General features: G+C 68.0%; 19 protein-coding genes and 2 pseudogenes. 14 read left to right on the plus strand and 7 right to left on the minus strand.

Translation table 11 applies throughout. The features are described 5' to 3' along the window. Positions 1 to 3: 3 nt before the first annotated feature. Genes casI through BST10_RS04555 form a run of 4 tightly spaced genes read right to left on the minus strand, consistent with a single transcriptional unit; the run spans position 4 to position 4,758 of the window. Positions 4 to 1,716 (minus strand): steroid-22-oyl-CoA synthetase, encoded by a 1,713-nt coding sequence (casI, locus tag BST10_RS04540; protein WP_083036602.1) that lies wholly within the window; start codon positions 1,714 to 1,716, stop codon positions 4 to 6. 35 nt (positions 1,717 to 1,751) lie between these two features. Next, a complete protein-coding gene (locus BST10_RS04545; protein WP_013827199.1) occupies positions 1,752 to 2,513 on the minus strand; it encodes an SDR family NAD(P)-dependent oxidoreductase in 762 nt (253 codons plus the stop codon). Between the two features lie 20 nt (positions 2,514 to 2,533). After that, complete coding sequence (locus tag BST10_RS04550) at positions 2,534 to 3,550, minus strand: phosphotransferase family protein (RefSeq protein ID WP_083036604.1); 1,017 nt, start codon at positions 3,548 to 3,550, stop codon at positions 2,534 to 2,536. Continuing rightward, a complete protein-coding gene (locus BST10_RS04555) occupies positions 3,547 to 4,758 on the minus strand; it encodes an acyl-CoA dehydrogenase family protein (protein ID WP_083036608.1) in 1,212 nt (403 codons plus the stop codon). Before BST10_RS04555 ends, BST10_RS04550 begins: the two co-directional genes overlap by 4 nt. Positions 4,759 to 4,888: 130 nt before the next feature. Between BST10_RS04555 and BST10_RS04560 the strand changes: the two genes are divergently transcribed. From BST10_RS04560 to BST10_RS04585, 6 genes are all read left to right on the plus strand, one after another. Further along, positions 4,889 to 5,839, plus strand: a complete 951-nt coding sequence (locus tag BST10_RS04560; protein WP_083036610.1) for a TetR-type transcription factor C-terminal domain-containing protein — start codon at positions 4,889 to 4,891, stop codon at positions 5,837 to 5,839. A 14-nt stretch (positions 5,840 to 5,853) separates the two neighbouring features. After that, positions 5,854 to 9,459, plus strand: a complete 3,606-nt coding sequence (locus BST10_RS04565; protein WP_083036613.1) for a hydantoinase B/oxoprolinase family protein — start codon at positions 5,854 to 5,856, stop codon at positions 9,457 to 9,459. Positions 9,460 to 9,478: 19 nt separating this feature from the next. Further along, complete coding sequence (locus BST10_RS04570; protein WP_083036616.1) at positions 9,479 to 10,426, plus strand: ABC transporter substrate-binding protein; 948 nt, start codon at positions 9,479 to 9,481, stop codon at positions 10,424 to 10,426. Between the two features lie 87 nt (positions 10,427 to 10,513). Next, on the plus strand, positions 10,514 to 11,182 hold the full coding sequence (locus BST10_RS04575; protein WP_083036618.1) for a 5-oxoprolinase subunit B family protein: 669 nt from the start codon (positions 10,514 to 10,516) through the stop codon (positions 11,180 to 11,182). 12 nt (positions 11,183 to 11,194) lie between these two features. Then, positions 11,195 to 12,088: a 5-oxoprolinase/urea amidolyase family protein gene (locus BST10_RS04580; protein WP_083036620.1), complete on the plus strand. Its 894-nt coding sequence runs from the start codon at positions 11,195 to 11,197 to the stop codon at positions 12,086 to 12,088. Beyond that, positions 12,082 to 12,651: a GNAT family N-acetyltransferase gene (locus BST10_RS04585; protein ID WP_275987687.1), complete on the plus strand. Its 570-nt coding sequence runs from the start codon at positions 12,082 to 12,084 to the stop codon at positions 12,649 to 12,651. The genes BST10_RS04580 and BST10_RS04585 overlap by 7 nt, the downstream gene beginning before the upstream one ends. 563 nt (positions 12,652 to 13,214) lie before the next feature. Here BST10_RS04585 and BST10_RS23695 read toward each other — a convergent pair. After that, positions 13,215 to 14,429: pseudogene (locus BST10_RS23695) on the minus strand (SulP family inorganic anion transporter); the annotation flags it as partial. 612 nt (positions 14,430 to 15,041) lie between these two features. Between BST10_RS23695 and BST10_RS04595 the strand changes: the two are divergent. The 6 genes and pseudogenes from BST10_RS04595 to BST10_RS04620 all read left to right on the plus strand — a co-directional run bounded on the left by BST10_RS04595 (position 15,042) and on the right by BST10_RS04620 (position 21,827). Then, positions 15,042 to 16,265, plus strand: coding sequence for a sodium-dependent bicarbonate transport family permease (locus tag BST10_RS04595; RefSeq protein WP_083036625.1), 1,224 nt, complete (start codon positions 15,042 to 15,044; stop codon positions 16,263 to 16,265). 254 nt (positions 16,266 to 16,519) lie between these two features. Continuing rightward, positions 16,520 to 17,926 (plus strand): MFS transporter, encoded by a 1,407-nt coding sequence (locus BST10_RS04600; protein WP_013827189.1) that lies wholly within the window; start codon positions 16,520 to 16,522, stop codon positions 17,924 to 17,926. Positions 17,927 to 18,014: 88 nt separating this feature from the next. Beyond that, positions 18,015 to 18,314, plus strand: a pseudogene (locus BST10_RS04605) (winged helix-turn-helix domain-containing protein); the annotation flags it as partial. Beyond that, entirely contained in the window at positions 18,311 to 19,027 is a 717-nt protein-coding gene (locus BST10_RS04610; RefSeq protein ID WP_083036628.1) for a sirohydrochlorin chelatase, read from the plus strand. The pseudogene BST10_RS04605 and the gene BST10_RS04610, both read left to right, overlap by 4 nt. Positions 19,028 to 19,211: 184 nt before the next feature. After that, a complete protein-coding gene (locus BST10_RS04615) occupies positions 19,212 to 20,603 on the plus strand; it encodes a nitrate/nitrite transporter (RefSeq protein ID WP_083036631.1) in 1,392 nt (463 codons plus the stop codon). An 84-nt stretch (positions 20,604 to 20,687) separates the two neighbouring features. Beyond that, entirely contained in the window at positions 20,688 to 21,827 is a 1,140-nt protein-coding gene (locus tag BST10_RS04620; RefSeq protein ID WP_083036633.1) for a uroporphyrinogen-III synthase, read from the plus strand. Here BST10_RS04620 and nirD read toward each other — a convergent pair. Together nirD and nirB are read right to left on the minus strand one after the other, a co-directional pair. Further along, positions 21,824 to 22,189 carry a nitrite reductase small subunit NirD gene (nirD, locus tag BST10_RS04625; RefSeq protein WP_013827184.1) on the minus strand — a complete coding sequence of 122 codons (366 nt, stop codon included), beginning with the start codon at positions 22,187 to 22,189 and terminating at the stop codon, positions 21,824 to 21,826. The genes BST10_RS04620 and nirD overlap by 4 nt on opposite strands. Further along, positions 22,186 to 24,762, minus strand: a complete 2,577-nt coding sequence (nirB, locus tag BST10_RS04630; protein ID WP_083036634.1) for a nitrite reductase large subunit NirB — start codon at positions 24,760 to 24,762, stop codon at positions 22,186 to 22,188. Before nirB ends, nirD begins: the two co-directional genes overlap by 4 nt. Before the next feature lie 220 nt (positions 24,763 to 24,982). On the opposite strand from nirB, the gene BST10_RS04635 reads away from it, so the two are divergent. Both BST10_RS04635 and BST10_RS04640 read left to right on the plus strand, forming a co-directional pair. Continuing rightward, positions 24,983 to 25,429: an Hsp20/alpha crystallin family protein gene (locus tag BST10_RS04635; protein WP_083036635.1), complete on the plus strand. Its 447-nt coding sequence runs from the start codon at positions 24,983 to 24,985 to the stop codon at positions 25,427 to 25,429. Positions 25,430 to 25,593: 164 nt separating this feature from the next. Next, entirely contained in the window at positions 25,594 to 25,890 is a 297-nt protein-coding gene (locus BST10_RS04640) for a hypothetical protein (RefSeq protein ID WP_013827181.1), read from the plus strand. Positions 25,891 to 25,897 lie beyond the last annotated feature (7 nt).

Below are 25,897 nucleotides of genomic sequence, written 5' to 3' on the forward strand. Positions count from 1 at the left end.
CGCTCATCGGCTCTTCCCGCCGTCACGCAGGTAGCTCTGCCGCCCGTACGTCGCGAACTCGGTGTCCAGCGACCGCTTGTGCTCGTCGGACATCCGGGTGTAGGCCGGCTCTCCCCGCCCCGCCCAGCGGTACACCGGGTCGCCGGTATGCCAACGTTGCTGCTGCAGTTCACGTTTGAGCACCTTGTTCGAACCCGTCACCGGCAGCCTGGCCGAGATCCGCAGGAAGCGCGGTGTGCCCTTGCTGCCGAGGTCGGCCTGGCCGGCCAGATACGCCGCGAACTCGGCCGCGTCGAAACCGTCCGGATCGGCGACCTCGATCGCGGCCATCACCTGATCGCCCGAGCGAGGGTCGGGCACCGCGTACACCCCGGCGCTGATGACCCGCGGATGGCGGCGCAGCACCCGTTCGACGGTCAGTGCCGAGGTGTTCTCGCCGTCGACCCGGATCCAGTCGCCGCGCCGGCCGGCGAAGTACAGGAAGCCGGCCTCGTCGCGGTAGCCGAGATCGCCGGTCCAATACCAGCCGTCGCGCACCTTTTCGGCGTCGGCGGCATCGTTTTTGTAGTAGCCCTCGAAGTCTCGGGCGCCGGTCTTGTCCACGATCTCGCCGACCGCGTCGTCGGCGTTGGTCACCCGGCCGTGCTCGTCGAGGACCGCCACCGGGCAGTCGGCGCGGGTCTGCGGGTCGACTACGGCGATACCGGGGTGGGCCGGGCGGCCCAGCGCGCCGGGTGGGGCCGCCGGGTCGGGTACCGCGGCGTTGCCGCCTTCGCTGGACCCGTAGCCCTCGTGCAGCACGGCGCCGAACCGCCGGCGGAACTCCGCCTGATCCTGCGGTGACGCCTCGGTGCCGAAGCCACGGACCAGGGTGTTGTCGGCATCGTCGGGACGTTCCTCGGTGGCCAGCAGATAGCCCATTGCCTTACCCACGTAGGTGAAGAACGTCGCGCCGAAGTAGCGCACGTCGGGCAGGAATTGCGACGCCGAGAACTTCGGTGTCAGGCAGATCGTGGCCCCGTTGGCCAATGCCGGTGCCCACAGCGCCATGATCGCGTTGCCGTGGAACAGCGGCATGCAGCAGTAGTCGACGTCGGAGCGCACATGGCCGAACTTGGCGGTGGCGGCCGCCGCGATGCGGGCCAGCCGGCCCTGGCTGCACTTGACCGCCTTCGAGGCGCCGGTGGTGCCGGAGGTGAACAACAACAGCAGCAGTGACTCCGGGCCGACGCCGGCCGCGGCGGCCGGCGCCACCTGGTGCGCGCGCACCCGTCCGGTGTAGTCCGGGTCGTCGGTCACCAGGAAGCGGTCGGCATCCAAGCCGTGGTCCAGACCGCGCAGCCGTTCGAATCCGGCGGTGTCGGTGACGATCAGCTGACAATCGGCATGCCGGATCTCTGCCGCCAGTTCGGCGTCGCCGCGGGTGGGATTGATCCCGACGATCACCGCACCGGCCAGCGCCGCGGCGCCGAGCCAGAACACGAAATCTTCGGTGTTGTCCAGCAGCACTCCGATGTGGAAGGGCCCGTCACGGCGGAGTTCGGCGGCCAACTCGGCGCGTGCGGCGGATTCGCGCACCACCTCGTCCCAGGTCCAATCCTGCTGTCGGGTACGCAATCCTAGATGCCGGTCGCCCACGCGGGCCAGCAACATGGCGGCGATGTCGGGCTCGGATCCGGCCCCCAGCTGGGACAGTCGGGTCGGGTCTGAGCGCATCAACCGAGGCTATCGCGGATCGATGCCCGGCGACTTCAGTTGATGGTGAAGCCGCCGTCGACCGCCAGGGTCTGCCCGGTGACGTAGCCGCCGGCCTCGGAGGCCAGCCAGAGCACGGTCGCCGCCAGTTCCTCGGGGTCGCCCATGCGTCCCAGCACGATCCGATGGGAGATGCTGTCCAGGTAGCCCGGGCGGTACTGGTCGGTCATCTCCGTCTGGAAGAAGCCGGGCGCAATGGCGTTGACCCGGATGCCTTTGCGGCTGCCCCACTGCTGGGCCAGGTCGCGGGTCAGACCGAGCAGGCCGGCCTTGCTCGCGGCGTACGCGGCTTGCGGCAGCCCGGCGGTGGTCAACCCCAGGACACTGGAGATGTTGACGATCGACGAACCGGGCTGCATCACCCGTCCGCAGGCCTGTGCGGCCCAGTAGGCCCCGTTGAGGTTGATGTCGATCACCTCCCGGAACTGCTCCGGGGTCTCGCGGGTGGCGGGGTGCGCCGTTCCGACACCGGCGTTGTTGACCAGCACGTCGACCCGGCCGAACCGCTCCATGGCGGCCTCGACCATATTGGTCGCGGCATCCGGGTCGGCGATGTCGGTCGCCACCGGCAGGGCGGTGCGTCCCGTCGCCGCGACCAGCTCGGCGGCCGCGGCGAGTTTCTCCACCCGCCGCGCCGCTAACACGACATCAGCTCCCGCCTCGGCGAAGGCCCGGGCGAAATGCACGCCCAGGCCCGAGGATGCCCCGGTCACCACGGCGACGCGGCCGTCCATCCGGAACTTGTCCAGTACGCTCACGTGAGTCACCTTTCGTAGTTTCAGCAGCGCTTCAACGCTTTTCGTGCCGCCGCGATGAACTCCGGCGTGGCCTGCGCCGCTTCGCCGGCGTTGAGCACGTCTTTCGCACCATGCTGGGCCCGGTGGGTGATGCCCTCGGCGATGACACCGATCTTGAAGTTCGCCAGCGCCAGGTAGAAATTCCACTGCCCCAGGTCACGTCCGGAACGCCGCGCATACTCTTCGGCGAGCGCATCCGCCGACGGCAGTCGCGCACTGGTCCACGCCGCGGGATGACCGAAGACGCCGTCGAAAGCCGGTGACCGGTAGGCGCACATCAGCGCGATGTCGGTGAGCGGGTCACCGAGGGTGGACATCTCCCAGTCCACGACCGCCCGGATGACGTCCGGTTGCTCGGGATCGCAGATGGTGTTGTCGATGCGGAAGTCGCCGTGCACCACCGACGGCTGCGGGGTCTGTGGAACAGCATCGGCGAGCGCGGCCGCCAGCGGCGCCACGTCATCGATCTCGCGGGTCTTGACCAGTTCCCACTGGCGGGCCCACAGCCGCACCTGGCGCTCCAGGAAGCCGTCCGGCCTGCCGAAGGATTCCAGCCCGACGGCGCGGTAGTCGACCGCGTGCAGGTCGACAAGCACCCTTACCAGCGCGGTGGCGTTGGCGGCCAGGTCCGCCTCCGACAGCACGTCGAGATCGTCCTTGTGCCGGTAGACCCGCCCGGTCACGAACTCCGTGACGGTCAGCGGCGCGCCGCACACCGTGCCGTCGGCGTCGAAGGCGACCGGCCGGGCGATCGGCACAGCGGTGCCGTATAAGCCTCGGGTGACCACGAATTCGCGGCCCACGTCGTGCGCCGAGGGTGTGAGGCCGCCGAGCGGAGGCCTGCGGACGACCCACTGCGACACCTCGTCGCTGACCTTGAAGGTGAGGTTCGACCGCCCACCGGCGATCAGTTCGACGGCGAGCTCACCCTGAACCGGAATGCCGCTGTCGGTGAGGTACCGGCGAAGCGCAGCGCCGTCGAGCCCTTCGACCGTCACTGCCGGGGCGCCTTGAGTGCCCGCCGGGCAGCACCGACCCGACGCTTGGCGATGGCCCAGCGGTGCACCTCCGAGGGGCCGTCGTATACCCGGAACGGACGCACTTCCCGGGACAGCCGCGCCGGCGGCAGCTCCTCGGTGACGCCGAGCGCGCCGCACATCTGCACGCTGCGGTCGACGATGCGGAAGATCGCCTCGGCGGCGAAGGTCTTGGCGATCGACGTCGCGTCCCCTGCGGCTGAGCCCTGATCCAGCTCCCAGCAGGCGCGCACCAGCAGTGCGCGGGTGGCGGCGATGTCGATCTCGTTGTCGGCCACCATGTTCTGGATCATGCCCAGCTCACCCAGCGTGGATCCGAAGGCTTGGCGCTCCACGACATGGGCCAGTGCGGTGTCGTGTCCGCGACGGGCCGCGCCCAGCCAGCGCATCACATGAGTCATCCGTGCCGGCCCCAGCCGGACCTGGGCGTACTCGAAGCCGCGGTCGACCTCACCGAGCACCGCGTCGTCGGCCACCCGGACGTCGTCGAAGAGCACCTCGCAGTGACCACCGACCATGGAGCGGTCGAGGGTCTGCAGGTGCCTGCCGACGGTCAGACCCGCGGCGTCGGCGGGCACCAGGAACATGGTCGCCCCGCCGCGCTGCCCGGGCTCCCCGGAGGTGCGGGCCATCGCGATGAAGAACGCGGCGCCGTCGGCACCGGTGATGTACCACTTGCGGCCGGTGATGTACCAATCCCCCGACCGGCGTTCGGCTTTGGTGGTCAGCGCGGCCGGATCCGATCCCGCCCCCGGCGCGGGTTCGGTCATCGCGAATGCCGACCGCACGTCGCCGGCCGCCAACGGGGCCAGGTAGCGCGCCTTCTGCTCGGCGCTGGCCACCTCCGCCAGCAGATGGACATTGCCCTCGTCCGGTGCTGCGATATTCACCGCTGCCGGACCGAACAGTGAGTACCCCGCGGCCTCGAATACCGGCGCCCGGTCGGACATGTTCAGGCCCAGGCCGCCGTACTCGACCGGAGCATGCGGCGCAAACACCCCGGCTTGCCGGGCCGCCGCCTGCAGCTCCTTGATCACGGCGTCACCGCCGGCCGCGGCGATGTCCCCGCCGTAGCGGTCCTCGACCGGAAGCACCACGTCCTCGATGAATGCCCGCGTCTTCTCGACGAGCGCCGTCACGTCCGGCGAGTAGCTCAGCTCGACTGCCATGTCACTCCCTCAGCACCGTCACCTGACCGACCAATCGTTCGGCCCGAACAGTACGGACTGTGACACAGAAGGCGCTGTCCAGTCAAAACAGCAGGCGGTACAGAAGATTCCGAAGCGCTATAGTTCAGTAATGCTGAACACAGCGGTAGATGCGACCGCCTCGTGCGGCGGTGCGATCCGGGCGGCGCGTCGGGCCCGGGGCATGACCGTGCGCGAACTGGCACAGCGCCTGGCGCTCAGCGCGGCCACCGTCAGCGCGGTCGAGAACGGCAAGACCGGGATCTCGGTGACGCGGCTGCAGCAGTACGCGCAGGCATTGGGCGTGACGGCCGCGCAACTCCTGAGCGGCGGCGTCGGCATACCCGCCCCCGAATCGGATCGAGCCGTGGCGCAGCCGGGGTTGCCCCCACGCGACTGGCGAGCGTTTCCGCCGTTGGTTCTGGACACCGTGCTGCGCGCGGCCGTGGACGCCTTCGTAGACACCGGCTACCACGGCAGCACCATGCGCGATGTGGCCGCACGCGCGGCCATGAGCGTGCCCGGCATCTACCACCACTACCCCGACAAGCAGGCGCTGCTGGTCGCGATACTGGATGCGACCATGGCCGAACTGCACTGGCGCGTTGCGGCCGCACGCACCGGCGCGTCAACCGGCATCGAGCAGGTGCGGCGCATCGTCGAGGCGCTGGCGCTGTTCCACACCCATCGCCAGAAACTGGCGTTCATCGGCGCCAGCGAGATGCGCAGCCTGAACCCGGCCAACCGGAGGCGCATTGCCGAATCGCGAAACAAGGTGCAGCACATGCTCGATGCCGCGATCGACCGGGCAGCGGAGGAAGCCGGCGTCAGTGCCGTCGATGGCGTCGCGACAGTGCTCGGCCACGCCGCCGACCGCCGGATCGCCGGGCGCGCCATCGCGACCATGTGCACCTCGCTGCCGCAGTGGTTCAACGCCGCCGGTCCCGCCACACCCGAACAGACCGCACACGCCTACGGCGAGTTTGCGGTGTCCCTGCTGACCAACCAGCGGCCCTGCGATCCGGCGTCCACGCCCCGGCCGACCGACGGTTGGGCACAATAGGGGCCGTGTCGACGATGTGGCAGTTCTGGATCGACCGGGGCGGCACCTTCACCGACATCGTGGCCCGGCGGCCCGATGGGCGCCTGCTCACCCACAAACTGCTCTCGGAGAACCCCGACCGGTACCGCGACGCCGCGGTGGCCGGAATCCGCGCCCTGCTGCAGGTCCCCGACGACGCGCCGATTCCGCCCGGCACCGTCGAAGCAGTGCGGATGGGCACCACGGTGGCCACCAACGCCCTGCTGGAGCGCGCCGGGGAGCGCACTTTGCTGGTCATCACCCGCGGGTTCGGCGATGCGCTGCGCATCGGCTACCAGAACCGGCCGCGTATCTTCGACCGCCACATCGTGCTGCCCGATCAGCTCTATGAGCGGACCGTGGAGGTCGACGAGCGTGTCGGCGCCGACGGCAGTGTACTGCGCGCACCGGATCTGGACGCGCTGGGCGAGGCGCTGCGCGCCGCGCACGCCGACGGGATCCGCTCAGTGGCGGTGGTGTGCCTGCACAGTTACCGGAACCCGGCGCACGAACAGGCGATCGGTGCGCTGGCCGAACAGCTGGGCTTCTCCCAGATCTCGCTGTCGAGTGAAGTCAGCCCGCTGCCCAAGCTGATTCCACGTGGCGACACCGCGGTCGTCGACGCCTACCTGTCCCCGGTGCTGCGCCGCTACGTCGCCCAGGTGGCCGACGAACTGCGCGGGGTGCGGCTGATGTTCATGCAATCCAACGGTGGGCTGACGGCGGCCGATCACTTCCGCGGCAAGGATGCGATCCTGTCCGGGCCCGCCGGGGGGATCGTGGGCATGGTCGCGATGTCGGCGCTGGCCGGATTCGACGCGGTGATCGGGTTCGACATGGGTGGAACCTCCACCGACGTCTCGCATTACAGCGCCGCGTCGGGCGGCTACGAGCGGGTGTTCACCACCGAGGTCGCCGGGGTTCGGCTGCGCGCGCCGATGCTGCACATCCACACCGTCGCCGCCGGCGGCGGGTCGATCCTGCACTTCGACGGCAGCCGATATCGGGTGGGGCCGGAATCCGCGGGTGCCGACCCGGGACCGGCCTGCTACCGGCGCGGTGGCCCGCTGACCGTCACCGACGCCAACGTGCTGCTCGGGCGTATCCAGCCGGCGCATTTCCCGCCGGTGTTCGGCCCCTCCGGCGACGAGCCACTGGACGCCGCCGCGGTGCGCCGGGGCTTCTCCGACCTGGCCGCCACAATCCATGCGGCCACCGGCCAGAATTCGGCGGCCCGCAGCCCCGAGCAGGTCGCCGAAGGGTTCCTGCGGATCGCGGTGGCAAACATGGCCAACGCGGTCAAGAAGATCTCGGTGGCCAAGGGCCACGACATCACCCGCTACGCCCTGACCACCTTCGGCGGGGCCGGTGGCCAGCACGCCTGTGCGGTCGCCGACGAACTCGGCATCCGCACGGTGCTGGTGCCGCCGATGGCCGGCGTGCTGTCCGCGCTGGGCATCGGACTGGCCGACACCACGGTGATACGGGAGCGCTCCGTCGAGGCCCGGCTCGACTCGGCGGCGCCCGAACTCGGCGACGTCGCCGACGGTCTGGAACGGCAGGCACGCGCAGCCCTTGCCGACCAAGATATTCCGGCCGACCGGATCCGGGTGACACGGCGGGTTCACCTGCGCTACCAGGGCACCGACACCGCCATCCCCGTCGAACTGGCCGACATCGCGCAGATGACGGCGGCATTCGAAGACATCCACCGCAGCATGTACTCGTTCTTGATGGAGCGTCCGTTGATCGCCGAAGCGGTCGCGGTCGAGGCGACAGGCCTCACCGAACAGCCCGAGCTGGCCGATCAGACGGCTTCGGGCACCGGACGCCACCCCGCCGAGGCCGTTCGGCTCTACACCGGCGGCAGTTGGCGTGACGCGCCGCTATACCGGCGCGACGCGATCACCCCGGCCGACCTGGTGTCCGGACCGGCCATCATCGCCGAGGACAACGCCACCACCGTCGTCGACGACGGTTGGCGGGCGCAGCTGACCGCCGACGGACAGCTGCTGCTGCGACGGACGGCGGCCGCGGCGCCGGATGATGCCGGGACTCACGCTGATCCGGTGCTGCTGGAGATCTTCAACAACCTGTTCATGGCCATCGCCGAGCAGATGGGCACCCGGCTGGAGGCCACCGCTCAATCGGTGAATATCCGTGAACGACTGGACTTCTCCTGCGCACTGTTCGACGCGGACGGCAACCTGGTCGCCAACGCACCGCACATCCCGGTGCACCTGGGGTCGATGGGCGCCACCGTCAAGGAGGTGATCGCCCGGCGCGCCGGGCAGCTGCGGCCCGGTCAGGTCTACGCGGTCAACGACCCGTACCACGGCGGTACCCACCTGCCGGATATCACTGTCATCACCCCGGTCTACCGCGACTCCGCGAGCCCGGACGACCCGGTACTGTTCTTCGTCGCATCCCGCGGCCATCACGCCGAAATCGGCGGAGCCACACCGGGTTCCATGCCAGCCGACAGCAGTACCGTCGACGAGGAAGGGGTGCTGTTCGACAACTGGCTACTGGTCGACGACGGGCAGTTCCGCGAAGCGCAGACCCGATCGCTGCTCACCGGTGGACGATTCCCGTCACGCAGCCCCGACACCAACCTCGCGGACCTGCGCGCACAGGTCGCCGCCAACCAGAAGGGCATCGACGAGATCCGGGCGATGATCGATCATTTCGGCCTGGATGTCGTGCAGGCGTACATGCGTCACGTGCAGGACAACGCCGAGGAGGCGGTGCGCCGGGTGATCGACTCCCTCGACGACGGCGAATACCGCTATGTGATGGACTCCGGTGCGACGATCGCGGTGCGGGTGACCGTCGACCGCGCCGCCCGCAGCGCCACCATCGACTTCGACGGAACCTCGCCCCAGTTGGCGACGAATTTCAACGCGCCGTCGTCGGTAGCGAGCGCCGCGGTGCTCTACGTATTCCGCACCCTCGTCGAGGACGACATCCCGATCAACGACGGCTGCCTGCGCCCGCTGCGTATCACGATTCCGGACGCGACGATGCTGGCGCCGGGCTATCCGGCCGCGGTGGTGGCCGGGAACGTCGAAACCTCCCAGGCGATCACCGGGGCACTACTGGCCGCGCTGCGGGTGCAGGCCGAAGGTTCCGGCACGATGAACAACGTCACGTTCGGCAATGCCGGCCACCAGTACTACGAGACACTCGGCTCCGGCTCCGGCGCCGGCGACGGCTTCGACGGCGCCGCGGTGGTGCAGACCCACATGACCAACTCCCGCCTCACCGACCCGGAGGTGCTCGAGATGCGTTTCCCGGTGTTGTTGCGCGAGTTCGCCATCCGGCGGGGCAGCGGCGGCTCGGGGCGCTGGACCGGCGGCGACGGCGGGCTGCGGCGCATCGAGTTCCGCGAGCCGATGACCGTCAGTGTGCTGTCGGGACATCGGGCGGTGGCGCCCTACGGCATGGCCGGCGGATCACCGGGGGCGCTGGGGCACAACCGGGTGGTGCGCGCCGACGGCGAGCTGACCGAGCTGGCGGGCTGCGACTCGACCGACATGGCGCCCGGCGACGTGCTGGTGATCGAGACGCCGGGCGGCGGCGGGTATGGCCAACCTCGCTGATCAGCGTTAATCTCGCGCAATGCGGGACCAGTGGAGTCGGCGCGGCTTCTTCGGCCTCTGCGGCGCGGCGGGGGGCGCCGCGCTGCTGGCGGCCTGCTCGTCGGGCGACCATCCGGACGGCGGCGCACCGGGCCCGGTGACCATCGCGCATCTCTTCGGCGAGACCACCGTGCCCGAACCGCCCAAGCGGGTCGTCTGCGCCGGCTACACGGGTCAGGACGACCTGCTCGCCCTGGGCGTCGTGCCGATCGCGATCACCAACTGGTTCGGCGACCAGCCGTTCGCGGTGTGGCCCTGGGCGCAACAGCGCCTCGGTGACGCCGAACCCACGGTGCTGGACCTGGACAACGGAATCGCGGTCGCCCAGATCGCCGAACTCAAGCCGGACCTGATCATCGCGACGAACGCCGGGGTGGACGCCGACACCTACCAGCAGCTGTCCGCGATCGCGCCGACCGTGCCGCAGTCGGGCGGCGATGCCTTCTTCGAGCCGTGGAAGACCCAGGCGGCCGCCATCGGCCAGGCGGTGCATCAGGCGCAGCAGATGCGGGAACTCGTCGACGGCGTCGACGCCAGGTTCGCCGAAGTCGCTGCGGCACACCCCGGTTTCAAGGGCAAGACGGTGCTGCTGCTGGCAGGCCGCCTCGACCACGGAAACGTCGCCACCAGCACCGGCTGGCGTGCCGAGTTCCTGGCCCGGATGGGACTCACCCTCGCCGATGCCCCCGCGGTGATCGAGCACGACCGGATCGGTTCGGTTCTCGGCGCCGCTGACGTACTGATCTGGACCACCGACAGCGACGACGAACGCGGGGCGCTGCTCGACGATGCGGACATCGCCGCGTACGAGTCGCGCAGCGTCTTCACCACCAAGGAGCAGGCCGGCGCGATCGCCTTCGCCTCCCCGCTGAGCTACCAGCTGGTGGCCGACCAACTGCCCGGCCTCATCGCCAAGGCGCTCAGCTGACCTGAACTCTGCGTATTCGGTAAGACCCCTCTGGCATAGCCGCCAGAAATGTGGCCTGGCTCACTTTCCGCGACTACGGTCGGGGGCATGAGCGCGACACTGGATTTCACGGATCTCACCCAGACTCACAGCATCGTCGACTACGGCGACTGCGCGCTGCTGTTGCAGTTCGACCGGACCGCCGAGGTGCTGGCATGGACCTCAGCCTTGCGGGCCCTGACCGCCGCAGCGTTACCCGGGGTGGTCGACATCATCCCGGCGTCGCACACCATCTTCGTGAAACTGGCCGCGCCCGGCTACCAGACAGACGTACGGCGACGGTTGGCCAAACTGACCGTCGAACCGGATGAGCTCGAACCCACCGCGCATGACGCCGCCATCGATGTGGTGATCGACGTGGTCTACGACGGCGCCGACCTCGCCGAGGTGGCCGAGCGCACCGGCTTGACCGTCGCGCAGGTGATCAACGCTCACACCACGACGCCGTGGCGGGTCGGATTCGGCGGCTCCACACCGGGCTTCGCCTACCTGATCGGCGGCGACCCGCGGCTAGAAGTGCCGCGCCGTGCCGACTTGCGCGACACCGTTCCGGCCGGCTCGGTGGCGCTGGCCGGACAGTTCAGCGGTGTCTACCCGCGCCAGTGGCCGGGCGGCTGGCAGTTGATCGGTCGCACGGACGCGGTGCTGTGGGACCTGCAACGGCCCAACCCGGCGCTGCTGACACCGGGCCTGACGGTGCAGTTCCGGGCCGTGTGACGGGAGGATGACATGACCACGTTGGAGATCCTGCGTACCGGTCCGCTGGCCTTGGTCGAGGACCTGGGCCGGGCCGGGCTGGGCCATCTGGGTGTCACCCGGTCCGGGGCCGCCGATCGCCGGTCGCACCAGCTGGCCAACCGTCTGGTGGCCAATCCCGACGATCGGGCCACCATCGAGGTCGCATTCGGCGGATTCGCCGCGCGCGTTCACGGCGGCGATGTCGACATCGCGGTCACCGGCGCCGACACCGATCCAGAAGTCGACGGGGTTACGTTCGGCACCAACAGTATTCAGCGCGTCCACGACGGACAGCTGATCTCACTGGGCACCCCCCGGTCCGGCTTGCGAACCTACCTCGCGGTACGCGGGGGCATCGAGGTCACGCCCGTGCTGGGCTCGCGCAGCTACGACGTGATGGCGGCGATCGGCCCGGCGCCGTTGCGCGACGGCGACGTACTGGAGATCGGCGAACGGACCGGCGACTATCCGGAGATCGACCAGGCACCGGTGGCGACGATCCCGGACGACGTGGTCGAGCTGCGGGTGACCCCCGGACCCCGCGATGATTGGTTCGTCGACCCCGACGTCATGGTGCGAACCAACTGGCTGGTCACCAACCGCAGTGACCGGGTCGGGATGCGGCTGGTGGGGATGCCGCTGGAATACCGGTGGCCGGAGCGGCAGCTACCCGCCGAGGGCGCCGATCGCGGCGCGATCCAGGTTCCACCGAACGGTTTCCCGATCATCCTCGGCCCGGACCATCCCGTCACCGGCGCCTACCCGGTGGTCGGTGTGGTGGTCGAGGAGGACATCGACACGCTGGGGCAGATCAGGCCCGGACAGACCGTGCGGATGCACTGGTCGCGTCCGCGTCACCATCCGTCCGACCACTCGAGCTGGTAGGCCGGCGGGTGCCCGGCCAGGTCAACACCGCACGCCTGATCCACACCTCCGATCTGGACGACGACACCCGTCGCGGCGCCCGCCAACTCGTCGACCACGCCTTTGGGGCCGCAGGTGACGCGCCCCCCGGCGGCCACTGGCAGCACGCGCTCGGCGGTATGCACGCCCTCATCTGGCGCCGCGGCATACTTATCGCCCACGGTGCAGTGGTCCGGCGCCACCTGCTGTACCGCGGCCGATCGCTGCGTTGCGGCTACGTGGAGGCCGTCGCGGTCGCCGAAGACCACCGGGGCAAGGGCTTGGCGACCGCGGTGTTGGATGCCTGCGAACAGGTGATCCGGGGCGCCTTCGAAGTCGGCGCGCTCAGTTCGGCCGAGATCAGCCGGCGGATCTACAGTTCGCGCGGTTGGCTGCCGTGGCGCGGGCCGACATCGGTGCTGTCTCCGACCGGGCCGCAGCGTACCCCCGAAGCCGACGGCACCGTTTTTGTGATGCCGATAGAGTTCGACCTGGACACCACCTCAGACCTGGCCTGCGACTGGCGCGACGGCGGCGTCTGGTAGCGGGGAGTTTCTGAATCTCCTGCTGTTTCCTGTGGCGCAGTGGGCCGTAAATCCGTTGGTTGGGGGCTCCCTAACTCCTCGAGGCCGGCCAGGGCGATTCGGGTGCTCATCTCGTGCTTGGAGAGGGGCCGCATGTGGTCCAATCCCTCGATCAGCAGCGTCGGGCTCTCATTCTGGCCGCTGAACTCCTCCAGGAAATGCCGAAGGGTCTCACTCGTCGTGTGATCGACGACGGCCACGCGCGAGCTCACATGCAGGTACACCGTCTGGGTATCCTGCGGAAACTGGCCCAGCTCCCGAATGACGTGGAACAGGTTGAAACACACCAGTGAACCATCCAGGTACAGGTGGTAGGCGCCCTCATCGAATCCCCGCTGCGCCACCGGATTGCGGAAGAGACCGAGGAAGCGGCCGACAAGACTCGGGTTGGCGGAATCTGAGCGGCTGTGCACCGTGTGCCAAAGGCCCTCCAACCACAGATTCAGTACCAACTTCACGGCGACGCCGGCGAGCAGACCGATGAGCAGGTCCGTCGTCAACGTCACGAGCAAGGTGATCGCGAAGACGAGGAACTGCTCTGTCCCGACCCGTGCCACATTGAGCCAAACTGCAGGCCTACACAGTTTGTAGCCGATGAACACCAGGACGGCGGCCAACACCGTCAAAGGGACCATGTTGATCAGGTCGCTGAACAGCAGCACGAACATCAGCAAGAAGCAGGCGTTGTAAAAGTTGGCCCACTGGGTGCGGCCGCCGCCCAGAATATTGGCCGTGCTCTTGACCATGCCGGGGATGATGGTCAAGCCACCGAGCGCGCTGGAAGCGACGTTGGACGCGCCCATGGCCAGCAGGGTCCGATCCGGGTCGGAGCGGCGACGAAACGGGTCGATCTTGTCCACGGCCGCGATCGTGGCCAGGGACTCGGCCCCGTCGATCAAGACCAAGGTGACGACGAGGTAGACCAGCGGCAGCCATAGTCCGGGATGGGCGAACACCGTCCCGAAGTCGGGCAGCACAATCCCGTCCATGAGTGAACCCGGGACGTTGATCAGGTAGTGCTCGTCCAGCTTCAGGATGAATACGCTGGCGAGCGTGCCGGCGAGGAACACCCAGACCGGAGGCGGCATAACCTTCAACAGCCGCCCAGAAATCGCCGTCAGCACGAAAAGCCCCGCCAGGCAGCCGATCCCCAGGCCGAAGACCTCAGGGTTGATCGACCCGACACGGCGGGGCACTTCGCCCAGGATCGCCCAGAATTCGCGGGCATCGAATGTGACACCCATGAACAGCGGGATCTGCTTGGCGATGATCATCAGGCCGATCGCGCACAACATGCCCTGAATGGCCGCGGCCGGGAAGATGGCGCTCAGACGGGCCACCTTCAACCTGGCAAGGATCACCTGCACCACGCCCGCAAGGGCGATGGCAACCAGAACCAGGGGGTAACCCACCGCGAGCAACTCGGATTCCGAGGCGCCGTCGCCCAGCCGGACTTGTCCCAGCATGATCATGCCGGCGAACAGGGCCGGCGCCAGACCCGCCGCCGGGCCGCTGATGGTCACATACGAGCCGCCCAGAAACGGCAGCACAAAACCGGCGATGATCGCCGACACAATCCCGCAGATCGGCGGCGCGCCCGAGGTGATCGCGATTCCCATCGAGAACGGCAGCGAGATCATGGCCACCGTGAAACCCGACCGCAGATCGTAGCGCCAGTGCTTGAGACCGGCTACGCCATTGCGCGGCTTCTCGGCCGGAACGGTCAGGCTCTGTTGCATGGATCAGGTCTCTCGGCAGCGGCTCAAAACGGTTGGGGTGAAGCGCTGCCGGAACTGGTGCAGCGTGAATCCGACTCAATGACAGGAGGAGGCAGTACGGGGTGGGACGAACAATCGCATGGTAGCCCTTCCAGCAGCGTGCGCCACTTGTACGCGGTCACCCCGAAATCCGCGCTGCAAACGTGAACGCCGAATCGCCGGGCCGATACGCCGAGGAACCCCGAACCGGGCCGCGACGGCGTCGGCTCGATGGGCACCGCGGTCATCACGGTGGCCGTTGCCGAATACACCGGTTGACATGCGCGGCTCCCGACTGTTGACGGTTGGCCAACGCGGGAGTTACGAGCCGTTGGGGCCGTTGGGGGCCGGCATTATCCCCCAACTGGGGCTAAGACGCGGCACCATCGGCGCCTTCCCAGAGGCTTGGCAACTACCTTCACAGCAAACTAGCAGCTCTGGCGTTTCAAGACCTCGGAATAGAACAAGAGGACATCCCCAGCCGTGTTTCTTCCGGTCGCAGACCACACAGCAAATGCCTAGCCCGCCACAGCGGCTTCAGGCAGCCCCGCGGCGTAGTCTGACCCGGCTCCGGCCATCGACACGGGAGACGCCATGCTGCTTGAGTTCTGGCACAACTTCACCCATAACCTCTTCAAGCCCCTGCTGCTCTTCTTCTACATGGGTTTTTTGATCCCGGTACTCAAAGTCCAGTTCGAATTCCCCTATGTGCTGTACCAGGGCTTGACCTTGTACCTACTGCTGGCGATCGGCTGGCGTGGCGGCCAGGAGCTCGCCACCATCGACGGATCGAGCATCGGCAGTGTCCTCGGTTTCATCGTGCTGGGCTTCCTCACCAACCTGGTCATCGGATTCGTCGCCTACGGGATGCTGTCCCGGATGACGAGGATGCGACGTGTCGACCGGGCCACCGTGGCCGGTTATTACGGATCGGATTCGGCGGGCACGTTCGCCACCTGCCTGGGGGTACTGGCCGCGTTGGACATCGCCTTCGACGCCTACATGCCGGTGATGCTGGCCATCATGGAGATCCCGGGCTGCATCGTGGCGCTGCTGCTGGTGGCACGGTTCCGTGAGCGCGGCATGGACCCGCTGGGCAACATGCCCGACGAACCCGGGTACAACCCCGAGGCCCGCCCCGAGTTGGTCACCGCCGCGCAGTTGAGCGCACAGCAACCCGTGACCGCACGTCAACTGGAGGCCGAGGAGGAACTGCAGGTCTCCCTGGAAAAGCGCACGCATCCCGATCCGGCCGGTGCGGAGCCGGTGCCCGCGGCGGCGGCACCGGTCAGCGCCCCGCTGCTGCGTGAAGTACTGCTCAACCCGGGGCTGTACCTGCTTTTCGGCGGGATCATCATCGGCTTCATCGGCCGCCTGCAGGGCCCGGCGGTCATCGCAGAAGGCGACCACGTGTTCGTGACCGCGTTCCAGGGCATCCTGGGCCTGTTCCTGCTCGAGATGGGGATGACGGCGTCGCGCAAACTCAAGGACCTGCGAGCCGCGGGCCACGGATTGATCGTGTTCGGGCTGTTGGCGCCGAATCTCTTTGCGATAGCAGGGATACTCGTCATCCACACCTACGCTCAGCTCACCGGCACCCACTTTGAGATAGGCAGCTACGTGCTGTTCGCCGTGCTGTGCGGCGCGGCTTCGTATATCGCCGTCCCCGCAGTGCAACGAATCGCGATTCCCGAGGCCAGTCCGACGGTGCCGCTGGCGGCTTCGCTGGGACTGACGTTCTCCTACAACGTGACCATCGGCATTCCGCTGTACCTGCAGATCGCTCAAGCCGTCAACAGCTGGCTGCCGCTAGGTTGATCGAGGCCGGTTCCGGCCGGAAACGATTCGTCACTTGACGCCGGCCAAATCTCCCGCGCAATCCTCCAGTGCGTGACGCAGGCCACTTCTCCAGCCCACTGTCGGCCAACCCGCAGACGCCAGCGCGCTTGCACTCCAAGGCTTTTACAGCTTCTGCACCGCAACTTGCCAGTTCAGCTGGGTATGTTCGCACGGCGCCCCGCCGCGGCGCACAGCACGGCCGCGACGGTGGCTCAGAGCACGAGGAGATGTCAATGACGCCCGCCCACATCAGCGAATTCGATCCGGAGGACTGCGCGGCCTGGGAGAACGGCAATAAGGCCGTCGCCCGGCGCAACCTGATCTGGTCGACGGCGACCATGCACGTTGCCTTCTCCATCTGGTCACTGTGGTCGGTGGTCGTGCTGTTCATGCCGGAGTCGGTTTACGGCATAACGCCGGGCGACAAACTGCTGCTCGCGGCGGTCGCCACCCTGGTCGGTGCGGGTGCGCGGATTCCCTACGTGTCGGCCACCGCCAAGTTCGGCGGTCGCGACTGGGCGGTGTTCTCCTCGTTGATCCTGCTGATACCCACCGTCGGCACGCTGTTGTTGCTGGTCAACCCCGGTCAGCCATTGTGGATGTATCTCGTGTGCGCGGCCCTGACCGGACTGGGCGGCGGCAACTACGCGGCATCGCTGGCCAACGTGGACGCCTTCTACCCGCAACGCCTCAAAGGCGTCGCGCTCGGGCTGTGCGGCGGTATCGGCAACCTCGGGGTGGCCGCCATTCAGCTGGTCGGCCTGCTGGTACTGGCCACCGCCGGCAACACCAAGCCGGAGCTCGTCTGCGCTGTCTATCTGGTGCTGCTCGCGCTGGTAGGCATCGGTGCGGCCCTGCGGATGGACAATCTCGACCACGGCGCCGAAGAGGTGGGCAGTATCCGGTCGATCCTGGCGGTCCCCGACAGCTGGGTCATCTCGGCACTGTACTGCGCGGCTTTCGGCTCGTTCATCGGCTTCGCTTTCGCGTTCGCCCAAGTGCTGCATGTCACGTTCGAGGAGACCGGCCATAGTCCCGCCGAGGCCTCGTTGTACGCCGCCCGGATCGCCTTCCTGGGACCGCTGTTGGGAGCCTTGTCCCGCATCTACGGTGGCCGGGTGGCCGACCGGCGCGGCGGCGGACGGGTCACGTTCGTCGTCTTCGTCGGAATGTTGTTGGCCGCAGCGGCATTGGCGATAACCAGCACGATCGACGACCGCACCCCGGGTTCGGTGACCTCGTCCACCATCGCCCTCTACATCACCGCATTCATGGTGCTGTTCATCCTGGCCGGGATGGGCAACGGATCGGTGTTGAAGATGATCCCGTCGATCTTCGAAGCCCGCAGCCGGTCACTGGAGCGCACCGAACCCGAACGCCGGCACTGGGCGCGTTCGCATTCCGGCGCTTTGATCGGCTTCGCCACGGCGGTCGGCGCGCTCGGCGGGGTGGCCATCAACCTGACGTTGCGACAGGCTTACGCGAGCACGGGCAGCGAGACGCCCGCCTTCTGGATCTTCCTCGCAGCGTATTGCGCGGCAGCCGCATTGACCTGGCTGAGGTACGTCCGTCGCCCGCCCCGGATGCCGGCCGCGACCACCCCGGTGCCCCCTCGTGACACCGAAACCGTGTCGGTGTGACCGAGATCGCGGTCCGACCGAGGCAACGGTTTGGAAATCGGTCGGTAACACAGACGAAATCCGCTGCCGTTAAACCTTATACATGAGCACCGTTCAGGCGGCCGGTCACCTCATCGAGATTGCGGACGACCGGGTCTTCGTCGACGGGATAGTCAAGCCGGTGTCTCCCGCCGGCCTGGCCACCCTGCGGGTGCTGGCGCACCGGCCGGGCGCCGTCGTGGCTCGCGACGCGTTGCTGCAAGCGCTGCCCGGCCAGGGACGCAATACGCACGCGGTGGACACCGCAGTGCTTCGGCTGCGAACCGCGTTGGGCGACAGCCAAATCGTTGCCACCGTTGTCAAGCGCGGCTACCGGCTCGCAGTCGACTACCAGTCGGGGGCCGCATGATCCCGATCCTGGTGGCACACGGAACCCGCCGGCCCGAGGGCGTGGTGATGATCGGCGAGCTTGCCGACCGGGTCGGCGCGCTACTGGCCCGGCCGGTGCGGGTGGCGTTCGTCGACGTGCTCGGACCCACGCCGGGAGAGCTCCTTTCCGCTGAAGCCGCGACCGGCCGCCCGGCAGTCGTAGTCCCGGCCTTTCTGGCCCGCGGTTACCACGTCGGTGTCGACGTGCCCACGCATGTCCTGGCCAGTGGGCACCCGAATGTGACGCTGACACCCGCGCTGGGACCGGATCCCCGGGTCGCCGCAGTGGTCGCCTCGCTGCTGGCCGAATCGGGCTGGCGGGCCGGGGATGCGGTGATCCTGACCGCGGCCGGCTCATCGGACCCGACGGCGCGCGCCGACCTGGTCCAGGCCGCTCGAATGCTGTCGCGGTTGCTCGGCTCGCCCGTCGGGACGGCGGTCGCCGCCATCGGCGGCCCCACCGTGACCGACGCGGTCGCCACGGCGCGCCGCCGGGGAGCGATCCGAGTGGTGGTCGCTTCTTATCTGTTGGCGGACGGGCTGTTTCAGCGTCGACTGCACGACGCCGGGGCGGATCTGGTGACCGAACCGCTGGGTGCCCACCCCGGTATCGCCAGGATCATCGCCGATCGATTCATCACCGCTCAGACCCGGATTCCGGTGGGCTCAAGGCTTTTCGGCGACAGCCCGTAGCAACGTTCGAGACCGCCGGGTCGCTGGCCGGAAGACAGCGCTGACCGCGATCGGGACGCTGAACCTGCGCCGACCGTCCCGGGCAATGGCGTCTCACACCCGAACGGCGGGGCCGTGAGCAGAAGTTCACCGGGGGGACATCCGGTGCAGCTTTCCGGTAACGAAACATTCCTACCTTATCCACATGGCTCGTTCACACCTCCTCACTGACTGGGATCCCGAAGACACCGTGGCTTGGGCGGCCGGAAACGACAAGATCGCCCGCCGCAACCTGATCTGGTCGACGGTCGCCGAACACGTCGGCTTCTCGATCTGGTCCATCTGGTCGGTGATGGTGCTGTTCATGCCGGAATCGGTGTACGGCTTCACCGCCGGTGACAAGTTCCTCCTGGCGGCCACCGCGACCCTGGCCGGCGGTGCATTACGTATCCCCTATTCGCTGGCGACCGCGACATTCGGCGGCCGCAACTGGACGGTCTTCTCCGCGCTCGTCCTGTTGATCCCGACGGTGGCGATGACGGTGCTGCTGGCGCACCCGGGACTGCCCCTGTGGCCGTATCTGATGTGCGCTGCGGCGACCGGCCTCGGCGGCGGTAATTTCGCCGCCTCGATGACCAATGTGAATGCCTTCTACCCTAACCGGCTCAAGGGCTGGGCGCTGGCGGTCAACGCCGGCGGGGGGAACCTGGGCGTGCCGCTGATCCAATTGATCGGGTTGGCCGTGCTGGCCACCGCGGGCAACCGGCAACCCCACTGGGTGTGCGCGGTCTATCTGGTGTTCCTGGCGGTGACCGGGATCTGCGCGGCGTTGTTCATGGACAACCTGGACAACCACAAGGTCGACCTGTCCACGATGCGCTCGATCCTGCCCGAGGCCGACACCTGGATCATCGCCCTGCTCTACATCGGTACCTTCGGCTCCTTCATCGGCTTCTCCTTCGCCTTCGGCCAGGTACTTCAGCTCAGTTTCATGGGCAGCGGTCAGAGCCCCTCGCAGGCCTCGCTGCACGCCGCTCAAATCGCATTTCTGGGCCCGCTTTTGGGGTCGCTGGCCCGGATCTTCGGAGGCCGGATAGCCGACCGGCTCGGCGGTGGCCGGGTCACCCTGGCGGCATTCGGTGGCATGTTCGCGGCCGCGGGAGTGCTCGTCGGTGTCAGCGTCCTGGCCGACCATCACGGCGGTCCGACCACCAGCGCCACCATGGTGGGCTACGGCGTCGGCTTCGTGGCGTTGTTCATCGTCTCCGGGATCGGCAACGGCTCGGTCTACAAGATGATCCCGTCGGTCTTCGAAGCCCGCAGTCATACCCTGGGCCTCAGTGAGGGTGAACGGCGACAGTGGTCGCGAGCCATGTCGGGGGCGTTGATCGGCTTCGCCGGGGCGATCGGGGCGTTCGGCGGGGTCGGGATCAATCTGGCGTTGCGGCAGTCATATCTGTCCAGTGGTTCGGCCACAACGGCGTTCTGGATCTTCATGGCCGGCTACGTCGGCGCCGCCGGGATGACCTGGTTCAGATATGTGCGGATCCCGCTCCTCACCGCGCAACCCGCCCGGACCGCCCTGGCCCCGGCCTGAGGTGGCTGCCACCGCGACGGAGCCGACCCGGGCCGGCGACTGCCCGGAACGGCGACCGCATCCCGGCGCTGCGGCGGCTCTCGGATGACCCGGCCGGACCGGGCGGCGCTGAGCGGCTACCGGGTCGCGGTGACCTCGTCGCGTCGCGCCGACGAGCTCTGCACCCTGCTTCGGCGCCACGGTGCCACCGTCTGTGCCGCTCCGGCGATCGACATGGTCGACCTCACCGATGACGACGAATTGCACCGCTGTACGGAGGAATTGATCGCGAGACCACCCGACATTCTGGTGGTGACGACCGCGATCGGTTTCCGCGGCTGGATCGCCGCCGCCGAGGGGTGGGGACTGGCCGATGAACTCATCGAGGCGTTGCACACCGCCCGGATTGTCGCTCGTGGGCCGAAGGCGGTGGGCGCACTGCGCGCGGCGGACCTGCCCGAGGAGTGGTCGCCAGAATCCGAATCTTCGGCCGCGATGCTCGGCTACCTGCGGGCCGCGGGTGTCTGCGGCCACCACATCGCGGTCCAGCTGCACGGCACCAGCGGCGGCTGGGATCCGGCTCCCGAACTACTCGACCGACTCCGTTGTGCGGGCGCCGAAGTGACGCCCATTCAGGTCTACCGGTGGCGGGCGGCCCGGCCCGGTGGAGAGTTCGACCAGCTGACCACCGAGATCGCCCAGCGGCAGTTCGACGCCGTCAGCTTCACCTCGGCCGCGGCGGTGATGGCCACGCTCACCCGCGCCGTCGAGCTCGGCATCTCCGATGAGCTGCTCGGCGCGCTGCGGTCGGAGGTACACGCGATGTGTGTGGGTCCGCTGACAGCCCGGCCGCTGACGCAGCTCGGTGTCCCCACATCGTCACCGCGGCGGATGCGGCTGGGGGCGTTGGCTCGCCACATCGTGGACCAGCTTCCCCGGTTGCGCTCCCGCGCCGTGTATGCCGCCGGCCACCGGATCGAGGTTCGCAGCAGTTGCGTGATGGTCGACGGGGTGGCCAAGGCGGTGTCACCCGCCGGGATGGCGACGCTGCGCGCGTTGGCTCGTCATCCCGGCAAGGTGGTGTCCCGTGACGACCTGCTCGACGCCCTGCCGGGCAACGGCCGTAGCACGCACGCGGTGGAAACGGCGGTGCTGCGGCTACGAAATACGCTGGGCGACAAGAACATCATCGCTACCGTCGTGAAACGCGGTTATCGGCTTGCGGTCGACCAGCCGAACGGTTAAGCGACGGCCCGCTCGGCGCCGGTCCGGCCGATCTGCACGTAGCCATCCACCACCCGCGTCGGGTACACCCGCACCGAGATGCGGGGGTCGTCCAGGCAACTGCCGTCGTCGAAGGCGAACGCCTGCTTCTTCAGCGGCGAGATGACCGAGAGCCGGCCGCCGCGGTCACCCACGATGCCCCGCGACAGCACGGCCGCCCGGAAGAACGGGTCGACATTGCACACCGCGTGCACCGAGCCGTCATCGAGCCGGAACAGCGCGGCCTGCTTGCCGTTGTCGAGCAACACCCCCACGCCGAGGCCGGGGATGAGCTGGTCATACCGGCAGGCGGTGGTCCATGTCGAGACGGTGGTGGTGATCATGATTCCTCCTCAGTGCGCAGTACCGGGATGGGTAACGGAACTTTGCGGCCGTCGCGCTCGGTGAACGCGACGGTGGGGTCTTCGGCGTCGGGGGCGTTGACGAACGAGACAAAGCGCGCCAGCTTCTCCGGGTCGTCGAGCACCCCCTTCCATTCGTCGGTGTAGTTGTCGACGTGGCGGGCCATCGCTGCCTCGAATTCGGAAGCGAGGCCCAATGAGTCGTCGCAGACGACTTCGCGGATGTGGTCGAGCCCGCCTTCGATCGACTCGACCCAGGGTGCGGTGCGCTGCAGCCGATCCGCTGTACGGATGTAGAACATCAAGAACCGGTCGATGTAACGGAACACCGTCTCGGTGTCGATGTCGGAGGCGAGCAGTTGGGCGTGCTTGGGCGACATCCCACCGTTGCCGCCGACGTACAGATTCCAGCCGATCTCGGTGGCGATCACGCCGACGTCCTTGCCCCGCGCCTCGGCGCATTCGCGCGCGCAGCCGGACACACCCATCTTGATCTTGTGCGGTGCGCGCAGGCCCCGATAGCGCAGTTCCAGGTCGACGGCCATCTTCACGGAGTCCTGCTGTCCGTAGCGGCACCAGTCACTGCCCACACAGCTCTTCACGGTGCGCAGCGACTTGCCGTATGCCTGACCGGATTCCATGCCGGCATCGACCAACTTGCGCCAGATGGCCGGCAGCTGATCCACTCGGGCGCCGAACATGTCGATCCGCTGACCGCCGGTGATCTTGGTGTAGAGCCCGAACTCCTGCGCGATCTGACCGATCAGGATCAGGTGCTCGGGCTTGATCTCACCGCCGGGCACTCGGGGAACCACCGAGTAGCTGCCGTTGCGCTGAATGTTGGCCAGGAAGTGGTCATTGGAGTCCTGCAGTGCCGCCTGCTCGCCCTCCAGGATGTGCTCGGAACCGGTGGACGCCAGGATGGAGGCGACGGTCGGCTTGCAGATGTCGCAGCCGTGGCCGCTCCCGAAGCGCTGCAGCAGCTCGGAGAAGGTACGGATCCCGGTGACCTGGACGATCTGGAAGAGTTCGGCGCGCGACTGCGCGAAGTGCTCGCACAGCGCCTTCGACTGCTCCACGCCCTCGGCGACCAGCAGCTCCTTGAGCAGCGGAATGCAGGAGCCGCACGAGGTGCCGGCCTTGGTGCGGTTCTTCAATGCCTGGACGTCGCAGCAGCCGTCAGCGATCGCTTCGCACAGTTGGGTCTTAGTGACGTTGTTGCAGGAACAGATCTGCGCCGCCCCGGGCAGCGCACCGATCCCCAACGACGTCTTGCCGTCGCCACCGGAACCCGACGGCGCGATCAGGTCGAGCGGATCGCCGGGCAATTCGGCGCCGACCATCGGGCGCAGCACACCGTATGACGTGGCGTCTCCGACAAGAATCCCGCCGAGCAGGGTCTTGGCGTCGTCGGAGAGCACCAGCTTGGCGTAGGTGCGCTTCACCGGGTCGTTGACCACGACCGACAGTGAGTTCGCGGTGGTCCCCATCGCGTCGCCGAAGCTGGCCACGTCGACGCCGAGCAACTTGAGTTTGGTGGACATGTCGGCTTCGCCGAATTCGGCCAGGCCGTCGAGCAGCCGGTCGGCGACCACCTCGGCGCTGGTGTAGCCGGGGCCGACCAGGCCGTAGCAGACGCCCTCGATGGCGGCGACCTCACCGATCGCGTAGACATCGGCGTCACTGGTCATACAGGAGATGTCCGTGAGTACGCCGCCGCGCTCGGCGATCGACAGGCCGGCCTCGCGGGCCAACTCGTCGCGCGGACGGACCCCGGCGGCGAAGATCACCAGTCCGGCCTCGATGACCGTGTCGTCGGAGAGCCGCACCATCAACGTGGGCGACCGGTGCTCGTGGGTGCGGCGTTCGATGGCCTGCGTGCCGACTCCGACATGGACGGCGATACCCAGATCGGAGATCATCCGGCCCAGCAGCGAGCCGCCGGCGTCGTCGAGCTGCTGCGGCATCAGCCGCGGCGCCATCTCGACGATGTGCGGTTCGATCCCGGATGCCCGCAGCGCGTTGGCCGCCTCGAGGCCCAGCAGCCCGCCGCCGATGACCACACCGGCGCGGGTGCCGCCGGCTTCCAACATGCATTCGATGTCGGCGCGGATACCGTCGAGGTCGTCCAGGGTGCGGTACACGTGGCAGCCCGGCAGATCATGGCCCGGCACCGGCGGCACGAAGGCCCGCGATCCGGTCGCCAGCACCAGGGTGTCGTAGCGGTAGCTCTCGCCGTTGGCGGTCTGCACGATCTTGGCGCCGCGATCGATCTCGGTGACCCGGGATTTGAGCAGCAACCGGACCTGCTCGTCGCCGGCGTAGTCGTTGCCCGGCAGCGCCAGCCGGGAGCGGTCCCAACCGTCGGTGTAAGACGTCAGCCCGACCCGGTAGTAGGCCGGGTCGGACTCCTCGGCCAGCACGGTGACCCGCCAGCTTCCACTGCCGGCCCGACTGCGCAGCGCCTCCACGAAGCGGTGGCCGACCATGCCGTGTCCGACTACGACCAGTTCCCGAACGGCGTCGCCGGCGCGGGGCGTTTCGATCGGGGCCATGCGCTGAGATTAGAAAGGCGATATTGCGGCAGTATCGCCATGCGTTACAACCGTGTGACGGTGTGCTCACGTGGCTGTGAGGGTGCTCGCCAGGTCCGCGGAGTGTGGGTTTGTTCACTATCGGCGAACGCGGAACTTTAGCGTGGTCGACTCAAGTTCTACTCGATGACGGGCCGGTACCGACCGGCGCGGCAGCAATCCAAGAAAGGTAGTGACACCAATGAGCACCCTCACTCTGTGGCCCCGCCCGTTCGACACCGACCGGTGGGTACGCGACTTCTTCGGCCCGGCCACGGCCAACGACTGGCGGACGCCCGCGGCCGGCGGCTTCCGACCCGCCGCCGAGATCACCAAGGACGGCGACGACGCGGTGGTCCGCCTGGAGCTCCCGGGCATCGACGTGGAGAAGGACGTGACCGTCGAACTCGACGGCGGCCGTCTGGTCATCCGCGGCGAGCGCCGCGACGAGCACACCGAAGCCGACTCCGGTAACCACCAACGCACGCTGCGCGAAGTGCGCTACGGCGCCTTCCGCCGGTCGTTCGCGGTACCGGGGCACGTCACCGGCGACGACGTCTCGGCGTCCTACGACGCCGGCGTACTGAGCGTCCGGGTAGCCGGCGTCCACGCCGGCGCCCAGCCGCAGCGGATCGCCATCACCAAGTAGGCCGTAACCACGACTGGCCCGGAAAACCCCCGCACACAGCGTGTGTGGGGGTTTTTCTGTGCCCGACGTTTCGCCACACCAACGTGATCTGTCTCACGTCCGGTTCCCGATGTGGCTAGCATCGGGTGAACGTACTGTGATCCGTAACACCTGAGGAGGAACCGGTGTCGAGCACTAGCGAACTCGCCGAACTGCACGCCCTGATTGGCGACCTGCGGCGCTGCGTGCTGGGACTGAAGACCCGGTTCGGCGATATCCCTGGGATGCGCCGCATCGAGATGGACGCCGAGCGCATCCTCGCCGATGTTCAACTCCTCGAATCCGACGCCGGGGAACTCGATCTGCAACGCTGGGCCGCCGAGCGCGCCCAGGAGAAGATCGCGATCCCCGATACCGAGTACGACAGCGAATTCTGGCGTGACGTCGACGACGAGGGCGTCGGCGGCCAGGGCAGGTACTGACCCCACC

The sequence above is a fragment of the Mycolicibacter algericus DSM 45454 genome, assembly GCF_002086455.1.
Lineage (GTDB): Bacteria > Actinomycetota > Actinomycetes > Mycobacteriales > Mycobacteriaceae > Mycobacterium > Mycobacterium algericum.